Origin of the sequence: Bacillus sp. JNUCC-22 (assembly GCF_018861275.1) — a bacterium.
In the GTDB taxonomy this organism is placed as follows: Bacteria; Bacillota; Bacilli; order Bacillales; family Bacillaceae; genus Bacillus; species Bacillus velezensis.
Genome location: NZ_CP076408.1, coordinates 137,856 through 162,500, shown reverse-complemented (window position 1 = coordinate 162,500; position 24,645 = coordinate 137,856). Strand labels below are relative to the sequence as shown.

40 protein-coding genes, 1 rRNA gene and 1 pseudogene (1 of these 42 cut by a window edge) are annotated in these 24,645 nt (G+C 44.7%); 3 read left to right on the top strand and 39 right to left on the bottom strand.

Annotated features, from left to right (window positions below):
• Positions 1-971, bottom strand: a 16S ribosomal RNA gene (locus JNUCC22_RS00945) (it extends 579 nt beyond the left edge of the window).
• Between the two features lie 339 nt (positions 972-1,310).
• Between JNUCC22_RS00945 and pdaB the strand changes: the two genes are divergently transcribed.
• Positions 1,311-2,075 (top strand): polysaccharide deacetylase family sporulation protein PdaB, encoded by a 765-nt coding sequence (pdaB, locus tag JNUCC22_RS00940; RefSeq protein ID WP_216062050.1) that lies wholly within the window; start codon positions 1,311-1,313, stop codon positions 2,073-2,075.
• On the opposite strand, the gene kbaA is transcribed toward pdaB, so the two are convergent.
• Entirely contained in the window at positions 2,076-2,672 is a 597-nt protein-coding gene (gene kbaA, locus JNUCC22_RS00935) for a KinB-signaling pathway activation protein (protein ID WP_044803073.1), read from the bottom strand. It abuts the gene before it with no gap.
• Between the two features lie 107 nt (positions 2,673-2,779).
• On the opposite strand from kbaA, the gene gerD reads away from it, so the two are divergent.
• Positions 2,780-3,337 carry a spore germination lipoprotein GerD gene (gerD, locus tag JNUCC22_RS00930; RefSeq protein ID WP_216062049.1) on the top strand — a complete coding sequence of 186 codons (558 nt, stop codon included), beginning with the start codon at positions 2,780-2,782 and terminating at the stop codon, positions 3,335-3,337.
• Between the two features lie 32 nt (positions 3,338-3,369).
• Here the strand turns inward: gerD and JNUCC22_RS00925 are convergent, their stop codons facing one another.
• The 3 genes from JNUCC22_RS00925 to JNUCC22_RS00915 form a co-directional block, all read right to left on the bottom strand.
• Positions 3,370-4,422, bottom strand: coding sequence for an Mrp/NBP35 family ATP-binding protein (locus JNUCC22_RS00925; RefSeq protein WP_216062048.1), 1,053 nt, complete (start codon positions 4,420-4,422; stop codon positions 3,370-3,372).
• A gap of 79 nt (positions 4,423-4,501) precedes the next feature.
• On the bottom strand, positions 4,502-5,215 hold the full coding sequence (cwlD, locus tag JNUCC22_RS00920) for an N-acetylmuramoyl-L-alanine amidase CwlD (protein ID WP_007615278.1): 714 nt from the start codon (positions 5,213-5,215) through the stop codon (positions 4,502-4,504).
• Between the two features lie 60 nt (positions 5,216-5,275).
• On the bottom strand, positions 5,276-5,719 hold the full coding sequence (locus JNUCC22_RS00915; protein WP_216062047.1) for a DUF2521 family protein: 444 nt from the start codon (positions 5,717-5,719) through the stop codon (positions 5,276-5,278).
• Between the two features lie 130 nt (positions 5,720-5,849).
• On the opposite strand from JNUCC22_RS00915, the gene JNUCC22_RS00910 reads away from it, so the two are divergent.
• Positions 5,850-6,323, top strand: coding sequence for a DinB family protein (locus JNUCC22_RS00910; RefSeq protein ID WP_044803070.1), 474 nt, complete (start codon positions 5,850-5,852; stop codon positions 6,321-6,323).
• A gap of 13 nt (positions 6,324-6,336) precedes the next feature.
• Here the strand turns inward: JNUCC22_RS00910 and JNUCC22_RS00905 are convergent, their stop codons facing one another.
• The 34 genes and pseudogenes from JNUCC22_RS00905 to rplB form a co-directional block, all read right to left on the bottom strand.
• On the bottom strand, positions 6,337-7,104 hold the full coding sequence (locus JNUCC22_RS00905; RefSeq protein WP_216062046.1) for a class I SAM-dependent methyltransferase: 768 nt from the start codon (positions 7,102-7,104) through the stop codon (positions 6,337-6,339).
• A gap of 137 nt (positions 7,105-7,241) precedes the next feature.
• Positions 7,242-7,634, bottom strand: coding sequence for a 30S ribosomal protein S9 (rpsI, locus tag JNUCC22_RS00900; protein WP_003225846.1), 393 nt, complete (start codon positions 7,632-7,634; stop codon positions 7,242-7,244).
• 20 nt (positions 7,635-7,654) lie between these two features.
• Positions 7,655-8,092: a 50S ribosomal protein L13 gene (rplM, locus tag JNUCC22_RS00895; RefSeq protein WP_003225844.1), complete on the bottom strand. Its 438-nt coding sequence runs from the start codon at positions 8,090-8,092 to the stop codon at positions 7,655-7,657.
• A 159-nt stretch (positions 8,093-8,251) separates the two neighbouring features.
• Complete coding sequence (gene truA, locus JNUCC22_RS00890) at positions 8,252-8,995, bottom strand: tRNA pseudouridine(38-40) synthase TruA (protein WP_216062045.1); 744 nt, start codon at positions 8,993-8,995, stop codon at positions 8,252-8,254.
• 12 nt (positions 8,996-9,007) lie between these two features.
• Entirely contained in the window at positions 9,008-9,805 is a 798-nt protein-coding gene (locus JNUCC22_RS00885) for an energy-coupling factor transporter transmembrane component T family protein (RefSeq protein ID WP_007410412.1), read from the bottom strand.
• Positions 9,802-10,671: an energy-coupling factor ABC transporter ATP-binding protein gene (locus tag JNUCC22_RS00880; protein ID WP_082999145.1), complete on the bottom strand. Its 870-nt coding sequence runs from the start codon at positions 10,669-10,671 to the stop codon at positions 9,802-9,804. The genes JNUCC22_RS00885 and JNUCC22_RS00880 overlap by 4 nt, the downstream gene beginning before the upstream one ends.
• A complete protein-coding gene (locus tag JNUCC22_RS00875; RefSeq protein WP_216062044.1) occupies positions 10,647-11,492 on the bottom strand; it encodes an energy-coupling factor ABC transporter ATP-binding protein in 846 nt (281 codons plus the stop codon). Before JNUCC22_RS00875 ends, JNUCC22_RS00880 begins: the two co-directional genes overlap by 25 nt.
• 131 nt (positions 11,493-11,623) lie before the next feature.
• Positions 11,624-11,986 (bottom strand): 50S ribosomal protein L17, encoded by a 363-nt coding sequence (rplQ, locus tag JNUCC22_RS00870; protein WP_003156550.1) that lies wholly within the window; start codon positions 11,984-11,986, stop codon positions 11,624-11,626.
• A gap of 77 nt (positions 11,987-12,063) precedes the next feature.
• The gene (locus JNUCC22_RS00865; protein ID WP_003156549.1) at positions 12,064-13,008 is read right to left on the bottom strand and encodes a DNA-directed RNA polymerase subunit alpha; all 945 of its coding nucleotides are present in this window, start codon (positions 13,006-13,008) and stop codon (positions 12,064-12,066) included.
• A gap of 176 nt (positions 13,009-13,184) precedes the next feature.
• Positions 13,185-13,580, bottom strand: a complete 396-nt coding sequence (rpsK, locus tag JNUCC22_RS00860) for a 30S ribosomal protein S11 (protein WP_007410409.1) — start codon at positions 13,578-13,580, stop codon at positions 13,185-13,187.
• 20 nt (positions 13,581-13,600) lie between these two features.
• Positions 13,601-13,966, bottom strand: coding sequence for a 30S ribosomal protein S13 (gene rpsM, locus JNUCC22_RS00855; protein ID WP_003156545.1), 366 nt, complete (start codon positions 13,964-13,966; stop codon positions 13,601-13,603).
• A gap of 22 nt (positions 13,967-13,988) precedes the next feature.
• Positions 13,989-14,102 (bottom strand): 50S ribosomal protein L36, encoded by a 114-nt coding sequence (rpmJ, locus tag JNUCC22_RS00850; RefSeq protein ID WP_003156543.1) that lies wholly within the window; start codon positions 14,100-14,102, stop codon positions 13,989-13,991.
• A gap of 33 nt (positions 14,103-14,135) precedes the next feature.
• Positions 14,136-14,354, bottom strand: a complete 219-nt coding sequence (gene infA / locus JNUCC22_RS00845) for a translation initiation factor IF-1 (protein ID WP_003156508.1) — start codon at positions 14,352-14,354, stop codon at positions 14,136-14,138.
• Positions 14,332-14,656 (bottom strand): annotated as a pseudogene (locus JNUCC22_RS19420) (KOW domain-containing RNA-binding protein). Before JNUCC22_RS19420 ends, infA begins: the two are co-directional and overlap by 23 nt.
• Before the next feature lie 22 nt (positions 14,657-14,678).
• Positions 14,679-15,425, bottom strand: a complete 747-nt coding sequence (map, locus tag JNUCC22_RS00840; RefSeq protein WP_007410408.1) for a type I methionyl aminopeptidase — start codon at positions 15,423-15,425, stop codon at positions 14,679-14,681.
• Entirely contained in the window at positions 15,422-16,075 is a 654-nt protein-coding gene (locus JNUCC22_RS00835) for an adenylate kinase (protein WP_007410407.1), read from the bottom strand. Before JNUCC22_RS00835 ends, map begins: the two co-directional genes overlap by 4 nt.
• A 51-nt stretch (positions 16,076-16,126) precedes the next feature.
• A complete protein-coding gene (gene secY, locus JNUCC22_RS00830) occupies positions 16,127-17,422 on the bottom strand; it encodes a preprotein translocase subunit SecY (protein WP_007615246.1) in 1,296 nt (431 codons plus the stop codon).
• Between the two features lies 1 nt (position 17,423).
• Positions 17,424-17,864: a 50S ribosomal protein L15 gene (gene rplO / locus JNUCC22_RS00825; RefSeq protein WP_003156499.1), complete on the bottom strand. Its 441-nt coding sequence runs from the start codon at positions 17,862-17,864 to the stop codon at positions 17,424-17,426.
• Positions 17,865-17,894: 30 nt separating this feature from the next.
• On the bottom strand, positions 17,895-18,074 hold the full coding sequence (gene rpmD / locus JNUCC22_RS00820; RefSeq protein ID WP_003156497.1) for a 50S ribosomal protein L30: 180 nt from the start codon (positions 18,072-18,074) through the stop codon (positions 17,895-17,897).
• 13 nt (positions 18,075-18,087) lie between these two features.
• A complete protein-coding gene (rpsE, locus tag JNUCC22_RS00815) occupies positions 18,088-18,588 on the bottom strand; it encodes a 30S ribosomal protein S5 (RefSeq protein ID WP_003156493.1) in 501 nt (166 codons plus the stop codon).
• Positions 18,589-18,612: 24 nt separating this feature from the next.
• Positions 18,613-18,975 carry a 50S ribosomal protein L18 gene (gene rplR, locus JNUCC22_RS00810; RefSeq protein WP_003156492.1) on the bottom strand — a complete coding sequence of 121 codons (363 nt, stop codon included), beginning with the start codon at positions 18,973-18,975 and terminating at the stop codon, positions 18,613-18,615.
• Positions 18,976-19,009: 34 nt separating this feature from the next.
• Positions 19,010-19,549, bottom strand: coding sequence for a 50S ribosomal protein L6 (rplF, locus tag JNUCC22_RS00805; RefSeq protein ID WP_003156490.1), 540 nt, complete (start codon positions 19,547-19,549; stop codon positions 19,010-19,012).
• Between the two features lie 30 nt (positions 19,550-19,579).
• Entirely contained in the window at positions 19,580-19,978 is a 399-nt protein-coding gene (gene rpsH, locus JNUCC22_RS00800) for a 30S ribosomal protein S8 (protein ID WP_003156489.1), read from the bottom strand.
• Between the two features lie 31 nt (positions 19,979-20,009).
• Positions 20,010-20,195, bottom strand: coding sequence for a 30S ribosomal protein S14 (rpsN, locus tag JNUCC22_RS00795; protein WP_003156488.1), 186 nt, complete (start codon positions 20,193-20,195; stop codon positions 20,010-20,012).
• Between the two features lie 22 nt (positions 20,196-20,217).
• Positions 20,218-20,757, bottom strand: coding sequence for a 50S ribosomal protein L5 (gene rplE / locus JNUCC22_RS00790; RefSeq protein WP_003156487.1), 540 nt, complete (start codon positions 20,755-20,757; stop codon positions 20,218-20,220).
• Positions 20,758-20,783: 26 nt separating this feature from the next.
• On the bottom strand, positions 20,784-21,095 hold the full coding sequence (gene rplX, locus JNUCC22_RS00785; RefSeq protein WP_003156486.1) for a 50S ribosomal protein L24: 312 nt from the start codon (positions 21,093-21,095) through the stop codon (positions 20,784-20,786).
• A 36-nt stretch (positions 21,096-21,131) separates the two neighbouring features.
• Positions 21,132-21,500, bottom strand: a complete 369-nt coding sequence (gene rplN / locus JNUCC22_RS00780) for a 50S ribosomal protein L14 (RefSeq protein WP_007410404.1) — start codon at positions 21,498-21,500, stop codon at positions 21,132-21,134.
• Between the two features lie 40 nt (positions 21,501-21,540).
• Positions 21,541-21,804, bottom strand: coding sequence for a 30S ribosomal protein S17 (gene rpsQ, locus JNUCC22_RS00775; protein WP_003156484.1), 264 nt, complete (start codon positions 21,802-21,804; stop codon positions 21,541-21,543).
• Between the two features lie 22 nt (positions 21,805-21,826).
• Positions 21,827-22,027 carry a 50S ribosomal protein L29 gene (gene rpmC / locus JNUCC22_RS00770; protein WP_003156482.1) on the bottom strand — a complete coding sequence of 67 codons (201 nt, stop codon included), beginning with the start codon at positions 22,025-22,027 and terminating at the stop codon, positions 21,827-21,829.
• Positions 22,017-22,451: a 50S ribosomal protein L16 gene (gene rplP, locus JNUCC22_RS00765; RefSeq protein WP_003156478.1), complete on the bottom strand. Its 435-nt coding sequence runs from the start codon at positions 22,449-22,451 to the stop codon at positions 22,017-22,019. The genes rpmC and rplP overlap by 11 nt, the downstream gene beginning before the upstream one ends.
• Before the next feature lies 1 nt (position 22,452).
• Entirely contained in the window at positions 22,453-23,109 is a 657-nt protein-coding gene (gene rpsC, locus JNUCC22_RS00760; RefSeq protein WP_003156476.1) for a 30S ribosomal protein S3, read from the bottom strand.
• Between the two features lie 3 nt (positions 23,110-23,112).
• Positions 23,113-23,454: a 50S ribosomal protein L22 gene (gene rplV / locus JNUCC22_RS00755; protein ID WP_003156475.1), complete on the bottom strand. Its 342-nt coding sequence runs from the start codon at positions 23,452-23,454 to the stop codon at positions 23,113-23,115.
• Between the two features lie 16 nt (positions 23,455-23,470).
• On the bottom strand, positions 23,471-23,749 hold the full coding sequence (gene rpsS, locus JNUCC22_RS00750; RefSeq protein WP_003156472.1) for a 30S ribosomal protein S19: 279 nt from the start codon (positions 23,747-23,749) through the stop codon (positions 23,471-23,473).
• Between the two features lie 57 nt (positions 23,750-23,806).
• On the bottom strand, positions 23,807-24,640 hold the full coding sequence (gene rplB, locus JNUCC22_RS00745) for a 50S ribosomal protein L2 (RefSeq protein ID WP_003156470.1): 834 nt from the start codon (positions 24,638-24,640) through the stop codon (positions 23,807-23,809).
• Positions 24,641-24,645 lie beyond the last annotated feature (5 nt).

Below are 24,645 nucleotides of genomic sequence, written 5' to 3'. Positions count from 1 at the left end.
CGAATTAAACCACATGCTCCACCGCTTGTGCGGGCCCCCGTCAATTCCTTTGAGTTTCAGTCTTGCGACCGTACTCCCCAGGCGGAGTGCTTAATGCGTTAGCTGCAGCACTAAGGGGCGGAAACCCCCTAACACTTAGCACTCATCGTTTACGGCGTGGACTACCAGGGTATCTAATCCTGTTCGCTCCCCACGCTTTCGCTCCTCAGCGTCAGTTACAGACCAGAGAGTCGCCTTCGCCACTGGTGTTCCTCCACATCTCTACGCATTTCACCGCTACACGTGGAATTCCACTCTCCTCTTCTGCACTCAAGTTCCCCAGTTTCCAATGACCCTCCCCGGTTGAGCCGGGGGCTTTCACATCAGACTTAAGAAACCGCCTGCGAGCCCTTTACGCCCAATAATTCCGGACAACGCTTGCCACCTACGTATTACCGCGGCTGCTGGCACGTAGTTAGCCGTGGCTTTCTGGTTAGGTACCGTCAAGGTGCCGCCCTATTCGAACGGCACTTGTTCTTCCCTAACAACAGAGCTTTACGATCCGAAAACCTTCATCACTCACGCGGCGTTGCTCCGTCAGACTTTCGTCCATTGCGGAAGATTCCCTACTGCTGCCTCCCGTAGGAGTCTGGGCCGTGTCTCAGTCCCAGTGTGGCCGATCACCCTCTCAGGTCGGCTACGCATCGTCGCCTTGGTGAGCCGTTACCTCACCAACTAGCTAATGCGCCGCGGGTCCATCTGTAAGTGGTAGCCGAAGCCACCTTTTATGTCTGAACCATGCGGTTCAAACAACGATCCGGTATTAGCCCCGGTTTCCCGGAGTTATCCCAGTCTTACAGGCAGGTTACCCACGTGTTACTCACCCGTCCGCCGCTAACATCAGGGAGCAAGCTCCCATCTGTCCGCTCGACTTGCATGTATTAGGCACGCCGCCAGCGTTCGTCCTGAGCCAGGATCAAACTCTCCGATAAAGTAGTTTGACTGACTACGCACATCGCTGTGCGATTTATTTAAAACTTTGAATTAACAGGTACGTTTTGTCTTGTTTAGTTTTCAAAGATCATTACTGCTTGTTGAAGCAGCTTTATTATCTTACCACTCAGCTTCTTTTATGTCAACAACTTTTTTTAAGTTATTTCCGAAGCTTTTTGTTGTTGTCTGCTGTTCATCAGCGACGTTTAATAATATACCATGCATTCTTTAAATTTAGCAAGTGTTTTTTTCATTTTTTTAAAACGTATTTCGTTATATTCATCTCCGCCGCAGCATACGATGTAATCAAGCATGGACAAGATAAGGAGGCGTCATCAGTGAATCACTTCTACGTGTGGCACATCAGAAGGATAAAACAGCTGCTTATTATTATCATTGCCGCATTTGCAGCAGCCAGCTTTTTTTATATACAGAGAGCCGTCCCCCTTCCTGTATTTTTAACTGATAGCGGCCCGAAGGCTATTTCAAAAGGGGAAACGAAAGCGGGCGAAGTCGCATTAACATTCGATATCAGCTGGGGCGACGAGAAAGCAGTTCCTATTCTGAACGCGCTAAAAGCAAACGGTATTAAAAACGCCACTTTTTTTCTGTCAGCTTCTTGGGCGGAACGGCACCCGGACACAGTTGAACGTATGGTAAAAGACGGACATCAAATCGGCAGCATGGGATATGCGTATAAGAATTATACCAACCTAGAGGACAATGAAATCAAAAAAGATATCCTCCGGGCTCAGACCGCATTTAAAAAGCTGGGTGTAAAGAATGTTCATTTACTCCGCCCGCCGACCGGACAATTTAATAAAAAGGTTCTTACCATTGCACAGCAGTACCACTATTCAGTGGTTCATTACAGCGTTAACTCGCAGGATTGGACAAATCCCGGTCCTGATAAAATCATTGAAAATGTAAACAGTCATATAAAAGGCGGCGACATTGTCCTGCTGCACGCCTCTGATTCAGCAACACAGACTGAAGAAGCGCTCCCCGCCATTATTCACAATTTAAAGCAAAAAGAACTGAAAAACGTGACCGTCGGCGACCTGATCGCAAATACTGACGTCAAGTCATCAGAAGTGAAATAACTACCTCTGGGCAAACTTCGGCAGCATTAACAGCTGAAACGCATTGCAGCCCATCAGCGGAATCAGCATCAAATAAAGCCAGTCCTCATTATTCACTCGTAGCGCAGGAACCCATTCAAGCGCTGTAATAACGACCATTAAAAATAATGATGAAACGAACGTATTTTTTGAGGACTGCTTTTGTTTTATATACGCCGTCAACAGGCCGACGGCAAGCAGAGTCAGCGGCAGCCAGACAAACCCCGCAATCGAGTCATCCCGCTCTCCGAAAAACAAAAATCTGACGTACATTAAATCAAAAGCGACAAACAGAATGATAAACAGCTGAAGCAGATTCCAAAGCGAGCTTGATCTGAGAATTTCAAGGGCAAACCGGTGCACCGTCAGAAATACGAAGAATCCCATCTGGCTGATCACACTGAAAATCATGCCTACCCCGATAAACCAGATCAGAACGGAGAAAATCTGACCGGCCTCAAAATTCAGAAAGAACCCCTTGTACTCCCCCCACTTCAGAGCAAATCCCACGACGCTTGTAATAAGAGCGCCCACAGCTAAAATCGAAAAGAAAAATCGAACAAGCCCGCGGCTTTTCATCTCTTATTCATCCCCCTGACAATCGCGTTCAGCGATATTTTGTTATGTATAAATCCATTCCGATGAATCATATTAAAAATAAGTACAAGTAAGGAAGGAGCTTATGCATGTCAAAAGCCAAAACGCTATTGATAAGCTGTTTTGTTATATTATCTGTAACAGCTTGTGCTCCAAAAGACCAAGCAGCGGATATGGATTATGACCAGACTAAAAAAATGGTTGTTGATATATTAAAGACAGATGATGGAAAAAAAGCAATTAAGGAAATATTAAATGATGATGCGATGAATGAGGCATTGGTGATTGATCAAAATGCCATTAAAGGCACAATAGAGAAAACCCTCACCTCTAAAAAAGGGGCGGAGTTCTGGAAAACCATCTTTGAAGACTCAAAGTTCGCCGAGAGCTTTGCAAAAACTCTTCAGCCCGAGCACGAAAAAATCATAAAAAAACTGATGAAAGACCCTGATTATCAGAAAAGTTTTATGCAGATCATGCAGGACCCCGGCATGGATAAAAAATACTATGAGCTGGTGAAAAGCCAAAAGTTCCGCAGTTACTTAGAGGATGTAATTACAGAGACACTTTCCAGCCCGCTTTTCAAAAAGCAATTCGAGGATGAATTGAAAAAAGCGGCTTCAAGCTCTGAAAAAGAAAGCCAATAAAAGGCCGGGCCGTGTTGATCCCGGCCCCTTTTTTATTCAGCTGTTTTTTCAATGACTTTCTGGGCGATCCCCATATAAATTTCCCCGATCGGATGACTTCTGTCATAGACAGAAGGCGCAAACTGATCCTTGTCCCAATCAGGCTGTTTTAAAGGAATTCTGCCAAGCAGCGGCACTTGCAATTCCTCTGCAAGCTTATCTCCCCCGCCTTGACCGAACACATATTCTCTCTCGCCGGTTTTTGCACTTTCATAGTAAGCCATATTTTCAATGACCCCTACAACTTCATGATCGGTCTTAATCGCCATAGAACCCGCTCTCGCCGCTACAAATGCGGCAGTAGGGTGCGGCGTTGATACGATAATCTCTTTGCAGCTCGGAAGCATCGTGTGTACATCGAGCGCCACATCACCCGTGCCGGGCGGCAGATCAAGAACGATATAGTCAACCTCTCCCCAGTCAACTTCATGGAAGAAGTTATTCAGCATCTTGCCCAGCATCGGCCCTCTCCACACAACCGGAGCGTTTTCTTCGACGAAAAAGCCCATCGACATAACCTTTACTCCAAATCTTTCGACAGGAAGCAGTTTTTCTCCTTCTACTGTGGGGCGAACTGTAATACCCATCATGTCCGGCACGCTGAATCCGTATATATCCGCGTCAATCAAGCCGACTTTTTTTCCGAGCCGCGCAAGAGAAATGGCCAGATTGACGGAAACCGTTGATTTGCCGACACCGCCTTTTCCGCTTGCCACCGCAAGAAAGACCGGCGGGTGTTTCCTATTCAGCAGGGTTTCGCTTTCAGCAGCCGGCGGGCTGAATTTCGCCAATGTTTCTTCCGGCAGCTCTTCAAACCGCAGTCCCACAGTTTCCGCACCCGCTTCTTTCAGAACGGATACGATTTCCTGCTGAATGCCCATCTGTTCAGCCGTCCCCGTTTTTGCCAATGCAATTTTTACACTGACATGCCGTTTTTCCGGCTTGATCTTTACTTCTTTAATGGCATCCAATTCTCCCAGCGGTCTATGAAGAAAAGGTTCGCGCATGTTTCCGACTATATTTCTTACTTCATCTTCTCTTATCATCGAACCCTCACCCTTTGTGTATTCGTTTACAAATGGTATTATACCATATATTAAACATAGAATCGGCGAAAAACCCTCCTTACTCGGGAGGGTCTCCTTTCTCTGTAAAATATCTCAATACGCCCTTATACACGGAAGAAGCGATTTTGTCCTGATATTTGGGCTGACCGAGCCTTTTCGCTTCCGCGGGATTGGACAGAAATCCGATTTCCACCAGCGCGCCCGGTTTGGTTACATTCTGCATTAAGTAAATGCCGTGTATCCGTTTCGCCTTTCTCGTTGTATTCTCCAAATTGATTCTCAATTCGTCCTGTATATATTTTGCCACTTTTTCATTTTCTTCGTATTTTCCATAGTAGAAGCTTTGGGCGCCGCTCCATCTCGGTGACGGTATGGCGTTCAGATGAATGCTGATATAAAGCTCCGCCTCTGAACGGTTGATGATTTCCACGCGCTTTCTCAGATCTTCCGCTTTGCGTCTGCTGTAGCCTTTCGTCCCTTCAGGAGCTAAATCAGTATCCGTCTCCCGCGTCATAATGACCAAAGCTCCCTGCTCCTGCAAATAGTCTCTTACCCTGGAGGCCACTTCGAGAGTAATGTCCTTTTCAAGGTGACTGCCTCCCGTGGCGCCTCCGTCCGGCCCGCCGTGCCCCGGATCGAGATAGATGATTTTCCCGCTCAGCGGCAGACTCCACGGCCGCCAGGAATCATCATTTTGGAATTGAAACCGGAATAAACACAATAATATGATAAAGCCAAGTAAAAAACCGAGCCATTTCAGCTTTTTTGTCATACCTTTCCCTCCCGCTTGTCCCCGTTATTAATAAGTATGGGACAAGGGAAGAAATTATGATTACCTCATGCGGAGCTTACATTGTTTTTCTCTTTGCAGAAATCCTTCCGTCCACCAGCTGTTGATAAACCGGCAGGACGCTTCATAGATTTCTTTTTGTTTAACGGAAGAATATTGCTCATGCGTCCAATTGCAAAGATATTCAAAAAAATCGACCGTCAGTTCTTCCTCTTCCTCAGCCGAACGAGCGTTTGCCCTCTGCATAGACTCACCATAATAGCCAAAGACGCCGAACCGGCCGCCTAATAAATACGCTTCAATTGCAAAATCTATGCACCCTTCACTCAGAATGCCGTTTTCGTCTTGAAGAAAGGGAAACAAAGGGGTAAGACATGCTTTTACGGACTGAATGATCTGCGTCAGTGACAGCTCCTTTAGTAAACTCTTCTCAAGCTCAAAATCCTTCTGCCGTTTCACGTCTGAAAAAGATAATACTTCTGCCATTGCCAGCCACGCTCCTTTTTACTGTTATTTTGAAAGGAAAAGGGAAAAAGCATGCTTTGTTGATAGTGGAAATCCTCCCAAATGAAGGAGTTATATGTTAACTGGAAGAATAAAGAGCTGAGGTGACGTGATGAAAAAGCTGTTTCAATACAATTGGACGGTGCGTGACGAGTGGTTTATGATATGTGAAAAGCTGAGCCGGGAGGAACTGACGAAAACCCGGACGGGCGGAATGGAGAGCATCTTGCGGACTTTATTTCATATCATTGATGTCGAGATCAGCTGGGCTCGTGCCATTTTAGGTAAAGATGATGTTTTACCTGCTGAGTCTGACTATACGAGCATTCAGGATCTCAGAAAGCTGTCTGAACAGTATCGGGAGGATGTCATTCATGCGGTCTCCCTCAAAGGACCGGATCTTGTTAAGCCGGACTGGATGGACCAAACCTTTCCTAAAGAAGATATTCTCCGCCACATCCTTGCGCATGAGATTCACCATATGGGACAACTGTCGGTTTGGGCCAGAGAAATTGGAATAGAACCGGTTTCGGCTAATGTGATCAGCCGTCCGCAGGAAAAAGCCGCAAAAAAACAGCACCTCTGACGGGATGCCGTTTTTATATTTTAATGCTTCTTGTTACGGAGTATGTATTAATGTATTCATCCAGCACGAGGCCGCCTTTGTCCTCGTAAAAACCGGCAACCATGAAGCCTGCGTCAATCTGACCTTTAATTTGATCCTCCAGCGTATGACCGAATTCAAGCGCTTCATGATTATCAATAAGTTCCTTTACCTTTTTCTTACTCAGGTCTTTTTCATCCGAAAACGGAATGGAATACTTTACTTTGAGTACACCTTCCTGCTCTAAATCCATATCAAATAAGAACACGACGGGATTTACAAAACCGGAGACTAAAGACCCGCCTTTTTTCAATACGCGATGAGCTTCTTTCCATACCGGAAGAACCGTATCAACAAAGCAATTCGATACCGGGTGCACGATAAAATCAAATGACTCATCATCAAAACAGCTCAGATCATTCATGCTGCCTTTGACAGTCCGAAGCGTAAGATCGTCCCGCTCGGCAACCATTCTGTCTTGCGCAAGCTGTTTTTCCGAATTGTCAAAGATGGTCACGTCCGCTCCTGCAGCAGCAAGGACCGGCCCTTGCTGTCCTCCTCCTGAAGCGAGACAAAGAACCTTCAGACCGTCTATGGGCGGAAACCAACCCGCCGGCACATCTTTTCCGGGGGTCATTCTGATGCTCCAATTGCCTTTTTTCGCTTCACCAATCGTATGAGAATCAACCGCAACCGTCCATTCATTGCCTGTTTCGACTTTTTTATCCCATGCCTTGCTGTTATGTATGACTAACTTATTCATTATAACTGCGCTCCTTATTGGTAATGAATAGAGTATAACAAACAATTCTAGAAAAACATCGGATAACCTCTTGAATATGAGAAAAAAATACAAAAAAACCACAACCAAGAAGTTGTGGTTTTTGCCATCCAAAACGATTAACGTTTTGAGAACTGAGGTGCACGACGAGCGCCTTTAAGACCGTATTTTTTACGTTCTTTCATACGAGCGTCACGAGTCAGAAGACCAGCACGTTTAAGTGTTGCACGGTATTCTGGATCTGCTTCAAGCAAAGCACGAGCGATACCATGACGGATTGCTCCAGCTTGACCAGATAAGCCGCCTCCATGTACGTTTACTAAAACATCATAAGTACCAGCTGTTTCAGTTAAAGTTAATGGTTGTTTGATATCTTCGATTAGGGCTGGAGATGGAATGTGCTCGCTGATTTCACGATTATTAACGACGATACGACCTTCTCCTGGAACTAAGCGCACACGCGCTACAGAACTTTTACGACGGCCAGTACCGTAATATTGAACCTGTGCCAAATTGGTAACCTCCTTTTTAATTAACCGCGAAGTTCGTAAACTTCAGGTTTTTGTGCTTCATGTGGATGCTCAGAACCACGGTATACGTTCAATTTCTTGAACATTTGACGACCTAGAGAACCTTTTGGAAGCATGCCTTTGATAGCAAGCTCAAGCATTTTCTCAGGGTAGTTTGTACGCATTTCAAGAGCAGTTCTTGATTTTAATCCGCCTGGATGTTGAGTGTGACGGTAGTAGATTTTGTCAGTTAACTTTTTACCAGTTAACTCGATTTTTTCAGCGTTGATGATGATCACATGATCTCCAGTATCAACGTGCGGTGTGTAAGTCGGTTTGTGTTTCCCGCGAAGGATAGATGCAACTTCTGTAGAAAGACGTCCTAAAGTCTTGCCTGCTGCATCAACAACTAACCACTTGCGTTCAATAGTACTTGCGTTAGCCATAGGTGTTGTACGCATTGAATTTCCCTCCTAAATGATCTGTCATTTTCAATAATCTTCGATTACGTTCTATTTCACAACACAATAAGTTCCGGGGCTTATCGTGGGGTTGAAATACATACCATATGATATCTTATAACTTTATGCAGACTCTGTCAAGAAAATGTTACACCTGGTTTAGTTGTCATAGCAAACGCTCCATAAATACAGCCCGTGCCCCGGTGCGGTACGCCCCGCGGCTTCGCGATCTTTCGCTTCGAGCATTGCTTTTACATCATCGGGAGAAAATTTTCCAGCTCCTGTATCCAATAACGTTCCGGCAATGATTCTGACCATATTATAGAGAAAACCGTTACCGGTGATCCGCATCTGAAGGCCGTCTCCGGTCTCAGTCCAATCCAGCTCGTAAATCGTTCTGACCTTATCCTGAACCGCGGTATCAGCCGCGCAAAAGCTTGTGAAATCATGTGTCCCGATGAGGTGCCTTGAAGCTTCCCTCATTTTCTGCACATTAAGCTGATATGCAAAATGGTAAGCGTAATATCGTTTAAATACGTCCGGGTGTTTCTCCGTATATACAATGTAGCGATATTCCTTTTGGACTGCGCTAAATCGTGCATGGAACCCATCATCCGCAATCTCTGCTGTTTTGACGGCAATATCATCAGGCAGCAGGGCATTGAGCGCAAACGGCCATTTCTCAGCCGGGATGGACAGCGGCGTATCAAAATGAATGACCTGCCCGGCAGCATGAACATCGCTGTCCGTGCGGCCGGATGAGTACACAGGCACTCTGCCGTCCGTTTTATGGATGACGGCCAGCGCTTTTTCCAATTCACTTTGAACGGTCCGCTTTCCAGGCTGAACCTGATATCCGTTAAATAAATGCCCGTCATAAGCAATGGTACATTTCACTCTCATTCAGCAGCACCTCTAACTTCTTAAGAAAAACAATAACACGGCTAATACCATGATGAGCAGAATAGCTCCGGTATCCTTTCCGGTCCAGACAAGCTTTCTGTATTTCGTTCTCCCCTCACCGCCCTGGTAGCCTCTCGCCTCCATGGCGACCGCGAGCTCTTCCGCGCGTTTAAAGGCGCTGACAAACAGCGGGACAAGCAGCGGAACAACCGCTTTGATTCTGTCTTTCACCGGGCCGCTTGTAAAGTCCGCACCCCTCGCCATTTGCGCCTTCATGATTTTATCTGTCTCTTCCATCAATGTCGGGATAAATCTCAATGATATCGACATCATCAATGCGAGTTCGTGTACGGGCAGCTTCACCTTTTTAAAAGGATTCAGCAACTGCTCCATTCCATCTGTTATTTCAATCGGCGTTGTTGTCAGCGTCAGCAGCGTCGTCATAAAGATAAGGTAAACGAAACGGAGGGAGATAAAAATACCCTGTATAAGTCCGCCCTCATACACTTTAAACCAGCCAAGCTGAAAAATGACTGATCCTTCATGCGTCATGAAAATGTGTAATAAAAAGGTAAACGCCACAATCCAGATAATCGGCTTAAGTCCCTTCAGCAAAAAGCTGAACGGCACGCGCGTTAAGGCAATCACCCCGAATGTAAACAAACCGAGCAAAGCGTACGTCTGTACGTTGTTTGCCAAAAAAACGATACATACAAAAAGAAAGATGCTGACAAGTTTTGTTCTCGGGTCCAATCGGTGAATAAGCGATGATCCGGGAACATACTTTCCGATAATCATGCTGTCCATCATTGGTCCTTTTCCTCCTGAAAGAAAGCCTTAATTTCACTGGCGGCATCCTGCAGGGTCAGCATGGGTTTCTCATACTTGACGCCGAGAGCCGCCTCAAGCCGTCTCTGAAACTTTACCGATTCAGGAAGGTCCAGGCCCATTTCGGACATCTCTTCACCTTTTACAAACAAGTCACGCGGACTCCCCGTCGCTTTAATGGTTCCTTTGTGCATGACGATCATCTCGTCGGCATAACGGGCGGCGTCCTCCATACTGTGGGTGACGAGAACGGTTGTCAGGTTTCCCCGCTGATGAAGCGCATAGAACATGTCCATAATGTCCTGGCGCCCTCTCGGATCAAGACCAGCCGTCGGTTCATCCAAAACCAGCACTTCCGGCTCCATCGCGAGAACGCCGGCAATCGCCACTCTGCGCATCTGGCCGCCGCTGAGCTCAAATGGTGAACGATCCAAAATGTCTTCCGGAAGGCCTACAAGCCCCAGCATTTCTTTTGCTTTCCGTTCAGCGTCTTCTTTTTTTACACCGAAATTCATCGGTCCGAATGCGATGTCCTTCAGCACAGTCTCTTCAAACAGCTGATGTTCGGGAAATTGGAAAACGATTCCGACTTTTTTTCGCAAAGTCTTAAGGTCTTTATTCTTTTTACCGGCTGCCAGAATCGTGCTCCCGAGTTCAAGCTGTCCTTTAGTCGGTTTCAGCAAACCGTTTAAATGCTGCAGGAGCGTCGATTTGCCCGACCCTGTATGCCCGATGACGGCAACGTAGCTGCCCTCTTTTATTACGGCATTGATATCATACAGAGCAAGCCGTTCAAACGGTGTTTTCATTTGATAGCGGTGTTCTACATCTTTGATTTTAATGTCCACAGCTCACTCACCAGCCCTTCCTGAGTCAGATGGTTTTTCGTTAACGCCAGTCCGCTTTCTTTCAAAAGCAGGCTGAGCTGGAATGAGAAAGGCAAATCAAGACCGATGCGAACCAAGTCTTCGTTTAATTTAAAAATCTCTTCAGGCGTGCCCTCTGCATATTTCCTGCCGCCGTTCATCACAATGATCCTGTCCGCCCTTGCGGCTTCTTCCAGGTCATGTGTTATCGAAATGACGGTGGCCATGCCCTGATCTTTTAAGCGTCTGACAGTATCAAGGACTTCTTCTCTCCCAATCGGGTCAAGCATGGATGTCGCTTCATCCAAAATCATAATATCAGGACGCGCGGCAATAATCCCCGCGATCGCCACTCTTTGTTTTTGACCTCCGGAGAGATGGTGCGGCTCTTGATCAAGAAAATCCTGCATATTGACTTGTGTGACAGCCCAATCTACTCTCTCAATCATTTCTTCGCGCGGAACACCATTGTTTTCTAAACCAAAAGCCACATCATCGCGAACAGTCGTTCCGACAAATTGGTTATCGGGATTCTGAAAGACCATCCCTATTTTTTTTCGCACATCCCACACGGTATCCTCAGTCAGTTTGATGCCGCCGACTTCAATTTCTCCGGCCTCAGGCAAAATCAGTCCGTTCAGCGCTCTGGCCAAAGTCGACTTCCCTGAACCGTTGTGGCCTACGATAGCAAGCCATTCTCCTTCGTATACCTCCAGACTCACACCGTCCAGCGCCGGTCTTTCTGCATCTTTGCGGTAGCGGAATAGAATGTCTTTTACGGATATAAGCTGTTTTTGATCCACGGGCGCCTGACCTCCTCTCAGCTATAGCTCTGCTTTTCTGTTTCATGATAAAAAGTTCTGATATCTAAAAAAAGGGCATAGATCCAGTTAGAAACTGTCCCGCCCTTCTTTAGATACACAAAAATATGTGATTAAACCAATTCGATGATTGCCATTGGTGCACCGTCACCACGGCGAGGACCAAGCTTCATAATACGTGTGTATCCGCCTTGGCGCTCCTCGTAACGAGTTGCAATGTCAGAGAACAATTTTTGAAGTGCATCTTGGTTATTTTCCTCATTAGCAACCTCGTTGCGAATGTATGCAGCAGCTTGACGACGAGCATGCAAGTCACCGCGCTTACCAAGAGTGATCATCTTTTCAACAACAGAGCGAAGTTCTTTCGCACGTGTTTCAGTTGTTTCAATTCTTTCGTTGATGATCAAATCTGTTGTAAGATCACGAAGCATAGCTTTACGCTGTGAACTCGTACGTCCTAGTTTTCTGTATGACATGTGATGTCCCCTCCTTTAATGGAATGCTGTTTCTAAATAAAAAACACACGAAAATCCTAGTTCACATGGAAACTAGATCAATCGTCTTTGCGAAGGCCGAGTCCAAGTTCTTCTAGTTTCGCTTTCACTTCTTCAAGTGATTTGCGTCCCAGGTTGCGAACTTTCATCATATCTTCTTCCGTCTTGTTCGCAAGTTCTTGAACCGTGTTAATGCCCGCACGCTTCAAGCAGTTGTAAGAACGGACAGAAAGGTCAAGTTCCTCAATCGTCATTTCAAGAACTTTTTCTTTTTGATCCTCTTCTTTTTCAACCATGATTTCAGCATGCTGAGCTTCGTCAGTTAAACCAACGAATATATTAAGGTGTTCAGTTAAAATCTTTGAACCGAGAGCAATTGCTTCCTTCGGTCCAGTGCTTCCGTCAGTCCAAACATCAAGTGTAAGTTTGTCATAGTTTGCAACCTGGCCTACACGAGTGTTTTCTACCTGATAAGATAAACGAGAAACTGGCGTAAAGATTGAATCGATCGGAATCACGCCGATTGGCTGATCGTCTCTTTTGTTCGAATCAGCAGGTGTATACCCACGTCCTCTTTGTGCAGTAAGGCGAACTCGGAAACTCGCATTCTCACCAAGAGTCGCGATATGAAGATCCGGATTAAGGATTTCAACATCGCTGTCGTGTGTAATATCAGCTGCTGTGACAGTTCCTTCGCCCTGTACATCAATTTCAAGCGTCTTCTCTTCATCAGAGTAGATTTTCAATGCAAGCTTTTTAATGTGCAAGATTATCGTTGTAACATCTTCCACAACGCCTTCGATTGTCGAGAATTCGTGCAGTACACCATCTATCTGGATCGATGTTACAGCGGCACCAGGGAGTGAGGATAAGAGGATACGACGTAAGGAGTTACCCAGAGTTGTACCATATCCACGCTCAAGCGGCTCTACGACAAACTTACCAAATTTGGCATCGTCGCTGATTTCAACCGTTTCGATTTTTGGTTTTTCAATCTCGATCATTACTTAAAACCCTCCTTCAAAACGTCGAAACCTCGAATAGAATCATATGAGATTCCATCCGAAATTCCCCATTGTTTAGTCCCGTATGTGCTCAGGCAACGAGTCGGTGCATTCGTTTCATAAATAACTGTATCATAACCCATTATTGACAGGGACACAAAATCTATACAAACAAATTACACGCGGCGACGTTTTGGTGGACGGCATCCATTATGAGGAACAGGAGTTACGTCTCTGATAGCTGTAACTTCAAGTCCGGCAGCTTGTAAAGCACGGATTGCAGCTTCACGGCCAGAACCTGGTCCTTTAACAGTTACTTCAAGAGTTTTAAGTCCGTGTTCGATTGAACCTTTAGCAGCTGTTTCAGCAGCCATTTGCGCAGCAAAAGGAGTAGATTTACGAGAACCTCTGAATCCTAGAGCTCCGGCACTTGACCAAGAAAGAGCATTACCATGAGTATCAGTGATCGTAACGATCGTGTTGTTGAAAGTTGAACGAATATGAGCGATTCCTGACTCAATATTCTTTTTCACGCGACGTTTACGCGTGTTTTGTTTACGAGCAGCAGCCATTGTTTAGGTACCTCCCTTACTTATTTTTTCTTGTTAGCTACAGTACGACGCGGACCTTTACGAGTACGCGCATTGTTTTTAGAGTTTTGTCCGCGAACAGGCAAACCTCTGCGATGGCGGATTCCGCGGTAGCTTCCGATTTCGATCAGACGCTTGATGTTAAGAGAAACTTCACGGCGAAGGTCACCTTCTACTTTCAGTTTGTCAATAACATCACGGATTTTACCAAGTTCTTCTTCAGTAAGATCACGCACACGAGTATCTTCAGAAACACCAGCCTCTTTCAAGACTTGCTGAGCCGTTGTGCGGCCAATTCCGAAGACATATGTTAAAGAAATAACAACACGTTTGTCACGTGGGATATCTACACCAGCAATACGAGCCATTCTCTGGGCACCTCCTTATTAATTATCCTTGTTTTTGTTTATGCTTTGGATTTTCACAGATCACCATTACTTTTCCTTTTCTGCGAATAACTTTACATTTCTCGCAGATTGGTTTAACTGATGGTCTCACTTTCATGTGTTTCCAACCTCCTTCAGTTTCCGGAGTGCTTTATTTGTAACGGTACGTAATCCTGCCACGAGTTAAGTCATATGGAGATAATTCTACCGTAACTTTGTCTCCAGGTAAAATGCGAATGAAGTGCATGCGGATTTTACCAGATACGTGAGCCAAAACCGTATGGCCATTTTCGAGTTCAACTTTGAACATCGCGTTTGGCAGTGTTTCGACAATCGTACCTTCCACTTCAATTACATCGTCTTTCGCCATTCAAGTGTTCTCCCTTCTTCAAATCAGTAACTTGCTCTCTGACAAATTTCAAAAGAGAAAATCTCAGTTATCCGTTTGTCACACGCCCTGTTTCGTTTATACTGTTCTGAACTTCCGGAGATACGCAATCATAAAGGGTGAATGATTGATATTCTTTTTCTAAGGAGAATGAAATGTACGCTTTTCTCCGTCTGCTTTAGTACACGATGATGAATCTTCATTCCGATGACAGCAGCTAGCCGGTTTTTCTTCCGACCAATTGTAAACCTACAATCTGCCCAGGTGCGGAATGAAAAACATATGTCATGGAATTCATTTCATCATCTAGACTTTTGTCAGTATATCAAAACCCGTTTCCGTAATCGCAATCGTATGTTCAAAATGAGCACACTTTTTCCCATCTACCGTTACAACCGTCCAGTTATCAGCCAATGTTTTCACATATCGGCTGCCAGCGTTAACCATCGGTTCTATAGCGAGAACCATACCAGGCTTCAGCCTAGGTCCTTTGTTTGGCGGACCGTAATGAGGAATTTGCGGATCCTCATGCAAGTCTTGACCAACACCATGTCCGACATACTCCCTAACAACTGAAAACTGCTCATTTTCGACATACGTTTGTATTGCGTGGGAAATATTCGACAAACGTTCACCTGGTTTTGCTTCCTTCAAGCCTTTATATAAAGACTCCTCTGTTACTTCCAGCAGTCGTTTATCATCATCACTGATGTTTCCTACCGGATATGTCCAAGCAGAGTCACCATGATAACCATTTAATTTAGCACCGATATCAATGCTGATAATGTCACCGTCACGCAAAACCCTTTTACCGGGAATTCCGTGAACGAGTTCTTCATTAACTGATACACAGATGCTCCCGCGAAACCCATTATACCCCTTAAAAGATGGGATTGCACCCTGCTTCTCAATAAAACGTTCGGCAATTTGATCCAATTCTTTTGTCGAGATTCCTGGTTTAATGTGCTTTTTCATCTCTTCATGAGTCAAAGCCACGATTCGCCCTGCTTCCCGCATGATGCCAAGCTCACGAGGGGTCTTACAGATAATCATTTGCTCAATCCTCCAAGAAGCTCTTTCACATCTTTGTACACGTCGTTAATGTCCTGCTGGCCATTGACGTTGACAAGATACCCTTTCTCAGAATAAAAATCGAGTAAAGGCTGAGTCTGCTTCATGTTGACCTCAAGCCGTTTTGAGACGGTTTCCTCATTATCATCTGCCCGTTGATAAAGGTCTCCTCCGTCTTTATCACAAACACCCGGCGTTTTCGGCGGATTGAAAACCAAATGATAGGTTGTGCCGCAAACACTGCAAATTCTGCGTCCAGTCAAACGTTCCATTAAAGAGTCTTTGTCTACTTTAATGTTAATGACATAATCAATCGGCTTGCCGTATTCCTCAAGAATGTTTTCAAGAGCTTCAGCCTGAGCGACTGTTCGCGGAAATCCGTCCAGAAGAAAACCTCTTTCACAATCATCTTTGCCGAGTCTTTCTTTGACAATGCCGATTGTGACTTCGTCCGGTACGAGCTCGCCTTTATCAATATAAGACTTTGCTTCGAGTCCGAGTGGTGTTTCTTCTTTCATAGCAGCACGGAACATATCTCCCGTTGAGATATGAGGTATCCCATAATCCTCAACAATTCGTTCTCCCTGTGTGCCTTTACCGGCTCCAGGAAGTCCCATTAAGACTAAGTTCATTCGGATTTCCCCCGTCCTCTCTTATTTAGAGGAATGGTTAAAACCAGTCCTCTAATTTTTCATAAATCCTCGGTAATTACGTTTCACTAACTGGCTCTCCAGCTGCTTCATTGTCTCCAAGGCTACCCCGACGACAATTAACAATGATGTTCCGCCAATCTGTGCACTTTGAGGCAATCCAGCGAATTGAATGAAAAAGATAGGAAGAATGGAAATCACGGCTAAGAATATAGAACCCACAAACGTAAGTCGATACAAAATGCTCGTAATTCTATCTTGAGTCATTTTCCCTGGACGAACCCCCGGGATATAGCCACCCTGTTTTTTTAGGTTATCAGCCATTTGTTCAGGGTTTACCTGCACAAAAGCATAGAAGTACGTAAAGGCGATAATTAATGCGACATAAACCGCCATGCCCACCGGATGTGTATTGTCAAAGTTGGCTTGAATCCACTTTGTCACATTGTTTTCTCCGAAAAATGACGCGATAGTACGCGGCGTAATAAGAAACGCAACCGCAAAGATTACCGGAATAACCCCTGCAGGATTCACTTTAAGCGGAAGGTGAGTTGACTGGCCTCCGCCAACAGGTGAACGACCTTGCCCTTTTGCATATTGAATCGCGATTTTGCGTACGGCCTGCTGAATGAAAATAACACCAACAATAACGGCCAAAATCGCAATCACCAGTAAAGCGATTTTTACAATATGAATAAACAGCTGATCGCTGCTGCCGACAAATTGAGTCTCATAAATCTGCCCAACAGTTTTCGGAATACTAGCCACAATCCCCGCGAAGATGATGATCGAAATTCCGTTACCTACTCCATTGGAAGTAATTTGTTCTCCCAGCCACATTAAAAAAGCAGTTCCTCCAGTGAGTACTAAAGCAATAATCAGATATGTCGATATGCCGGATTTTTCAATCAGCATACCGTTTGCCAGGTTGTTAAACCCGTAAGACATACCTAATGCCTGGATAAAACCAAGCACAATCGTAAAATATCTCGTGAACTGAGCTAATTTACGGCGGCCGACTTCACCTTGTTTAGACCACTCGGTAAACTTCGGCACAACATCCATCTGAAGCAGCTGAATGATGATTGAAGCAGTGATGTAAGGCGTAATTCCCATCGCAAAAATGGAGAACTGATAAAGCGCACCGCCGCCAAATGTATTAAGGAGATCAAAAACCCCCATCGAACTTTGTGTCTGCAACGCCTGAGCATTTACATATGGCACAGGGATAAACGCACCTATGCGAAAGACGATAAGCATGAGTAATGTAAAAATGATTTTATTCCGAATATCACTCACACGCATAAAGTTGGAGATTGTCTTAAACAAGTTAGATCACCTCAGCTGTACCGCCAGCAGCTTCAACAGCTTCTTTCGCAGAAGCAGAGAATTTATTGGCTTTTACAGTTAATTTTTTCTCTAATTTACCGTTGCCAAGAATCTTTACTCCTGCATTAAGTTTGCTAATAACACCAGTCTCAAGAAGAAGTTCAGGAGTGACTTCCGTTCCTTCCGCAAAACCGTTCAATTTGTCTACGTTCACAATAGCGTATTCCTTACGGTTGATGTTTGTAAAACCGCGTTTAGGAAGACGTTGGAATAAAGGCATTTGTCCCCCCTCGAATCCAGGGCGTACACCGCCGCCAGAACGAGCGTTTTGACCTTTGTGACCTTTACCAGCTGTTTTACCGTTACCAGAACCAATACCACGACCTACGCGATTGCGTACTTTACGTGAACCTTCTGAAGGCTTTAATTCATGAAGTTTCATTAGGACACCTCCTTAGCCTATAATTTATTTTTATTGTTCTTTAACAGAAACTAGATGAGATACTTTATTAATCATACCGCGGATCGCAGCGTTATCTTCATGAACGACAGTTTGGTTTGTTTTCTTTAAACCAAGTGTTCTTACAGTAACGCGCTGATCTTCCGGGCGACCGATTACACTGCGTTTGAGGGTAATTTCTAATTTAGCCATTAATGTTCCCTCCTTATCCTAACAGTTCTTCTACAGATTTTCCACGAAGCTTCGCAACCTCTTCGGCACGTTTAAGCTCACTTAAACCTTGAAGTGTTGCACGGATCATGTTGATCGGTGTGTTAGAACCTAGAGACTTAGAAAGGATATCAGCAACGCCAGCAAGCTCAAGTACCGCACGTACAGGGCCTCCAGCGATAACTCCAGTACCTTCAGAAGCAGGTTTCAACAAGATATTGCCTGCACCGAAACGTCCGATGATTTCGTGTGGAATCGTAGTTCCAACCATTGGTACTTCAATCAAATTCTTTTTCGCATCTTCAACAGCTTTGCGGATTGCTTCAGGTACTTCTTGTGCTTTACCAGTACCGAAACCTACGTGACCGTTTTTGTCACCGACAACGACTAGAGCTGCGAAACGGAAACGACGACCACCTTTAACAACTTTCGCTACGCGGTTAACCGTAACTAAGCGTTCTTCTAACTCTAATTTGCTTGGGTCAATACGACGCATAATCATGTGTCCCTCCTTTTTTTATTAAAATTTCAGTCCGGCTTCACGAGCTGCATCGGCCAGAGCTTTTACACGTCCATGGTATAAGTATCCGCCGCGGTCAAATACTACGTCAGAAACACCTTTCTCAGAAGCGCGTTTCGCAACGAGTTCACCGACTTTAGCAGCAGCAGCGCTGTCACCAGTGCTTTCCACGTTCAAATCTTTATCGAGTGTAGAGGCACTAGCAAGTGTAACGCCATTTACATCATCGATGATTTGAGCATAAATGTGTTTGTTTGAACGGAACACATTCAGACGAGGTCTTTCAGCTGTGCCTGAAAGTTTAGCACGAACACGGGCATGTCTTTTTTGACGAGCAGCATTTTTGCTAGTTTTCGTAATCATCCTTAGGTCACTCCTTTCTTCACTTTAAGCGGTCTTACTTAGCAGATTTACCTTCTTTACGGCGAACAACTTCACCTTCGTAGCGGATTCCTTTACCTTTGTAAGGCTCTGGAGAACGTACAGCGCGGATGTTAGCAGCGATAGCTCCTACACGCTCTTTGTCTGTACCTTTTACAACTACTTTAGTTTGAGAAGGAACTTCGATTTCGATGCCCTCTTCAGGAACGATCTCAACAGGGTGAGAGTATCCAACGTTTAAAACAAGTTTGTTTCCGGATTTAGCCGCACGATAACCGACACCGACTAATTCCAAACCTCTTTCAAATCCTTTAGATACGCCTTCAACCATGTTTCCAAGCAGACTGCGAGTCGTACCATGCAGCGCACGGTGCTCTTTGTGATCAGAAGGACGAGTAACTGTAAGCACGTTGTCCTCAATTTTGATTTCCATATCAGGATGGAAAGTACGAGTTAATTCTCCTTTTGGTCCTTTTACAGCTACAGTGTTGCCTTCGTTCAGCGTTACTGTAACTCCAGAAGGGATCTCAAGCAGTTTTTTTCCTACACGAGACATACTAAAACACCTCCATTCTTGTTAAACTTCTTACCAAACGTATGCTAGAACTTCTCCACCAGCTTGTTTTGCACGGGCTTCTTTGTCCGTTAAAACACCTTGTGATGTAGAAATAATCGCGATTCCAAGACCGTTAAGTACGCGAGGTACTTCATTTGATTTAGCGTATACACGCAAACCTGGTTTGCTGATTCTTTTAAGACCAGTGATAACGCGCTCGTTGTTTTGTCCGTATTTCAAGAAAACGCGGATGATACCTTGTTTGCTGTCTTCTACGAACTCAACGTCACGAATGAAACCTTCACGCTTTAAAATGTCAGCAATTTCTCTTTTCAATTTAGAAGCAGGAATTTCAAGCTTCTCATGACGTACCATGTTTGCATTGCGAATACGAGTCAGCATATCTGCAATTGGATCTGTCATAACCATTATATAATTACCTCCTTCCCATTCTTGGGGATTACCAGCTGGCTTTTTTCACGCCAGGAATTTGTCCTTTATATGCAAGCTCACGGAAACAAATACGGCAAAGTTTAAATTTACGAATGACTGAGTGCGGACGTCCGCAGCGTTCACAGCGAGTGTACTCTTGCACTTTAAACTTTGGTGTACGTTGTTGTTTCGCAATCATTGACTTTTTAGCCACGATTTCGCCTCCCTTTCATTGATTATTTCTGGAACGGCATACCTACTTGAGTTAATAGCTCACGAGCCTCTTCGTCAGAGTTAGCAGTCGTTACGATAACGATGTCCATTCCGCGAACCTTTGTTACTTTATCGTAGTCAATTTCAGGGAAGATTAACTGTTCTTTGATACCAAGAGTGTAGTTTCCGCGACCGTCGAAAGATTTCTTAGAAATCCCGCGGAAGTCACGCACACGCGGTAAAGATACAGAAATAAGTTTATCAAGGAAATCATACATGCGCTCTCCGCGAAGAGTTACTTTCGCACCGATAGGCATTCCCTCACGAAGACGGAATCCAGCAATTGATTTCTTCGCACGAGTAACGACAGGTTTTTGACCTGCGATAAACGTTAATTCTTCAACAGCACTGTCGATTGCTTTCGCGTTTTGAACAGCATCACCAACACCCATGTTGATTACGATTTTTTCGATTTTTGGCACCTGCATAACAGAGTCGTAGTTGAACTTCGTCATTAAAGCAGGTGAAATTTCTTTATTGTACTTTTCTTTAAGGCGGTTCATGAGATAGACCTCCCTTCCTTTAAATACTATTTATCTAAGACTTGCCCAGATTTTTTTGCAACACGAACTTTTTTGCCATCTTCCACTTTGTATCCTACGCGAGTCACTTCACCTGTTTTAGGATCGAGCGGCATAACGTTTGATACATGAATTGGCGCCTCTTGATTAGAAATACCGCCTTGAGGGTTTGCTTGAGTTGGTTTAGAGTGCTTCTTCACCATGTTTACGCCCTCAACTAGAACGCGGTCCTTTTTAGGGAAAGCAGCAAGGATCGTACCTTGTTTGCCTTTATCTTTACCAGAGATAACCATTACTTTATCGCCTTTTTTCACATGCATCCTGATCGCACCTCCTTGAGTAAGGCATTTATTTCATTAGATAACTTCTGGAGCCAGAGAAACAATTTTCATGAAGTTGTTTTCACGTAATTCACGGGCAACCGGTCCGAAGATACGAGTTCCACGCGGGCTCTTGTCGTCACGGATGATAACACATGCATTCTCATCGAAGCTGATGTATGATCCGTCAGTTCTGCGTGCTCCGCTTTTTGTGCGAACGATAACAGCTCTTACGACTTCACCTTTTTTGACAACGCCTCCTGGTGTTGCTTGTTTAACCGTGCAAACAATTACATCACCAATGTTAGCCGTTTTACGTCCAGAACCGCCAAGAACTTTAATAGTAAGTACCTCACGCGCACCGGAGTTGTCAGCAACTTTTAAACGAGTCTCTTGTTGAATCATTATTTGTTACCTCCCTTCGGAAAAAGAATTCCGAACTTTATTAGATAATAACAGCTTCTTCGACAACTTCTACTAGACGAAAACGCTTAGTTGCAGATAATGGACGAGTTTCCATGATCTTTACGATGTCTCCGATTTTAGCTTGGTTATTTTCATCATGTGCTTTGAATTTCTTCGAGTATTTTACGCGTTTACCGTAAATAGGATCCTTTTTGTATGTTTCAACAACAACAGTGATGGTTTTATCCATTTTGTCAGAAACAACACGGCCTTGGTAAACTTTGCGTTGGTTACGTTCGCTCATGCTCACGACCTCCCCTCAGTGATTATTTGTTGGCAGCAATTTCTCTTTCACGAATCACAGTTTTCATGCGCGCGATAGCTTTGCGCACTTCACGAATGCGAGCAGTATTTTCAAGTTGTCCTGTCGCTAATTGAAAGCGAAGATTGAAAAGTTCTTCTTTAAGAGACTTTACTTTTTGTTCAATTTCAGCAGTGGTAAGGTCACGAATTTCATTAGCTTTCATTTGATTCACCACCAATTTCTTCACGTTTTACGAACTTCGTTTTAATTGGCAATTTGTGAGATGCAAGACGAAGAGCTTCACGAGCTACCTCTTCAGACACACCAGAAATTTCAAATAAAACTTTGCCCGGTTTTACAACAGCTACCCAGCCTTCAGGAGCCCCTTTACCGGAACCCATCCGTACCTCAAGCGGTTTAGCAGTGTAAGGTTTTGAAGGGAAAATTTTAATCCAAACTTTACCGCCACGTTTCATGTAACGAGTCATCGCAATACGTGCAGCTTCGATTTGGCGGTTCGTGATCCAAGAAGCTTCAAGAGCCTGGATACCGTACTCACCAAAATGTACTTCAGTACCGCCTTTAGCGCGACCGCGCATTTTTCCGCGATGCTCTCTGCGATATTTAACGCGTTTTGGTAATAACATATTATTTTCCTCCTTCCTCAGTTTTCTTCTTAGTAGGAAGAACCTCTCCACGATAGATCCAGACTTTTACACCAAGCTTACCGTAAGTTGTGTCAGCTTCAGATGTTGCATAGTCGATGTCAGCACGTAAAGTGTGCAATGGAACAGTTCCTTCACTGTAGTATTCAGAACGAGCAATGTCAGCTCCGCCAAGACGGCCGGAAACCATTGTTTTCACACCTTGTGCTCCAGCACGCATAGTGCGTTGGATTTGTTGTTTCTGCGCACGGCGGAAAGAAATACGGTTTTCTAGTTGACGAGCGATGTTGTCAGCTACAAGCTGTGCATCAAGATCTGCTCTTTTGATTTCAAGAATGTTAATGTGTACACGCTTGCCAGTAAGGCTGTTAAGGGCTTTACGAAGTGCTTCAACTTCAGATCCGCCTTTACCGATTACCATACCAGGCTTAGCAGTGTGGATCGTAATGTTAACGCGGTTTGCTGCGCGCTCGATTTCTACTTTAGAAACAGAAGCGTCAGAAAGGCGTTTGCTAATGAATTCACGAATTTTTAAATCTTCGTGCAGGAAGTCAGCGTAATCTTTACCAGCGTACCACTTAGATTCCCAATCACGAATGACTCCGATACGAAGACCGACTGGATTTACCTTTTGACCCACTACTTATCCCTCCTTCTTTTCTGATACAACGATTGTAATGTGGCTCGTACGTTTGTTGATTTGGCTCGCACGTCCCATAGCACGCGGGCGGAATCTTTTTAACGTTGGGCCTTCGTCAACAAATGCCTGAGAAATAACCAGATTGTTAGCGTCCATCTCGTAGTTGTGCTCAGCATTTGCGATAGCAGATTTTAAAACTTTTTCGATGATCGGAGAAGCAGCTCTCGGAGTTAAGTTAAGGATAGATACTGCTTCGCCTACTTGCTTACCTCGAATCAGGTCCATTACTAGACGTGCTTTACGAGGAGCAATACGGACTGTTCTTGCAACAGCTTTAGCTTGCATTTAAAAGCCTCCTCTCTTAGCGTCTTGTTTTTTTATCGTCACTGGCGTGGCCTTTGTAAGTACGAGTCGGTGCGAATTCGCCCAACTTGTGGCCTACCATGTCTTCAGAAATGAATACAGGCACGTGTTTACGTCCGTCATATACTGCGATAGTGTGACCGATAAATTGTGGGAAAATAGTTGAACGGCGAGACCAAGTTTTTACAACTTGTTTCTTGTCCGTTTCATTTAATTTCTCGATTTTTGTCATCAAGTGTCCATCGACAAATGGTCCTTTTTTCAAGCTGCGAGCCATTTTGGAACCTCCCTTCGTGATTGCACTACGGTCCGAAATGAACCGTAGACAACCCCGTTATTTATTTTTACGACGACGTACGATAAATTTATCAGATTTGTTCTTTTTCTTACGTGTCTTGAATCCAAGAGTCGGTTTGCCCCAAGGAGACATTGGTGATTTACGTCCGATTGGCGCGCGACCTTCACCACCACCGTGCGGGTGATCGTTAGGGTTCATTACAGAACCGCGGACTGTAGGGCGGATGCCTTTCCAGCGAGAGCGTCCTGCTTTACCAACGTTGATAAGTTCGTGCTGCTCGTTACCTACTTGACCGATAGAAGCGCGGCAAGCAGAAAGGATCATGCGAACTTCACCAGAGTTAAGACGTACAAGAACGTATTTGCCTTCTTTACCAAGAACCTGAGCAGATGTACCAGCTGAACGTACAAGCTGTCCGCCTTTACCAGGTTTTAATTCAATGTTATGCACAACTGTACCAACAGGGATGTTGATAAGCGGAAGTGCGTTACCTACTTTGATGTCAGCTTCAGGGCCGGACATGATTTCAGTACCTACTTGAATTCCTTTTGGTGCAAGAATGTAACGTTTTTCTCCGTCTACATAGTTGATTAGTGCAATGTTAGCTGAACGGTTTGGATCGTACTCAACTGTAGCAACGCGTCCAGGTATACCATCTTTATCGCGTTTGAAGTCGATAACACGGTATTGGCGTTTGTGTCCGCCACCTTGGTGACGTACAGTCAATTTACCTTGGTTGTTACGTCCGCCTTTTTTGTGAAGGGGCGCAAGCAAGGATTTTTCCGGCTGGTCAGTCGTGATTTCAGCAAAATCTGAAGTTGTCATGCCACGACGTCCGTTAGAGGTCGGTTTATACTTTTTAATCGCCATTTTGA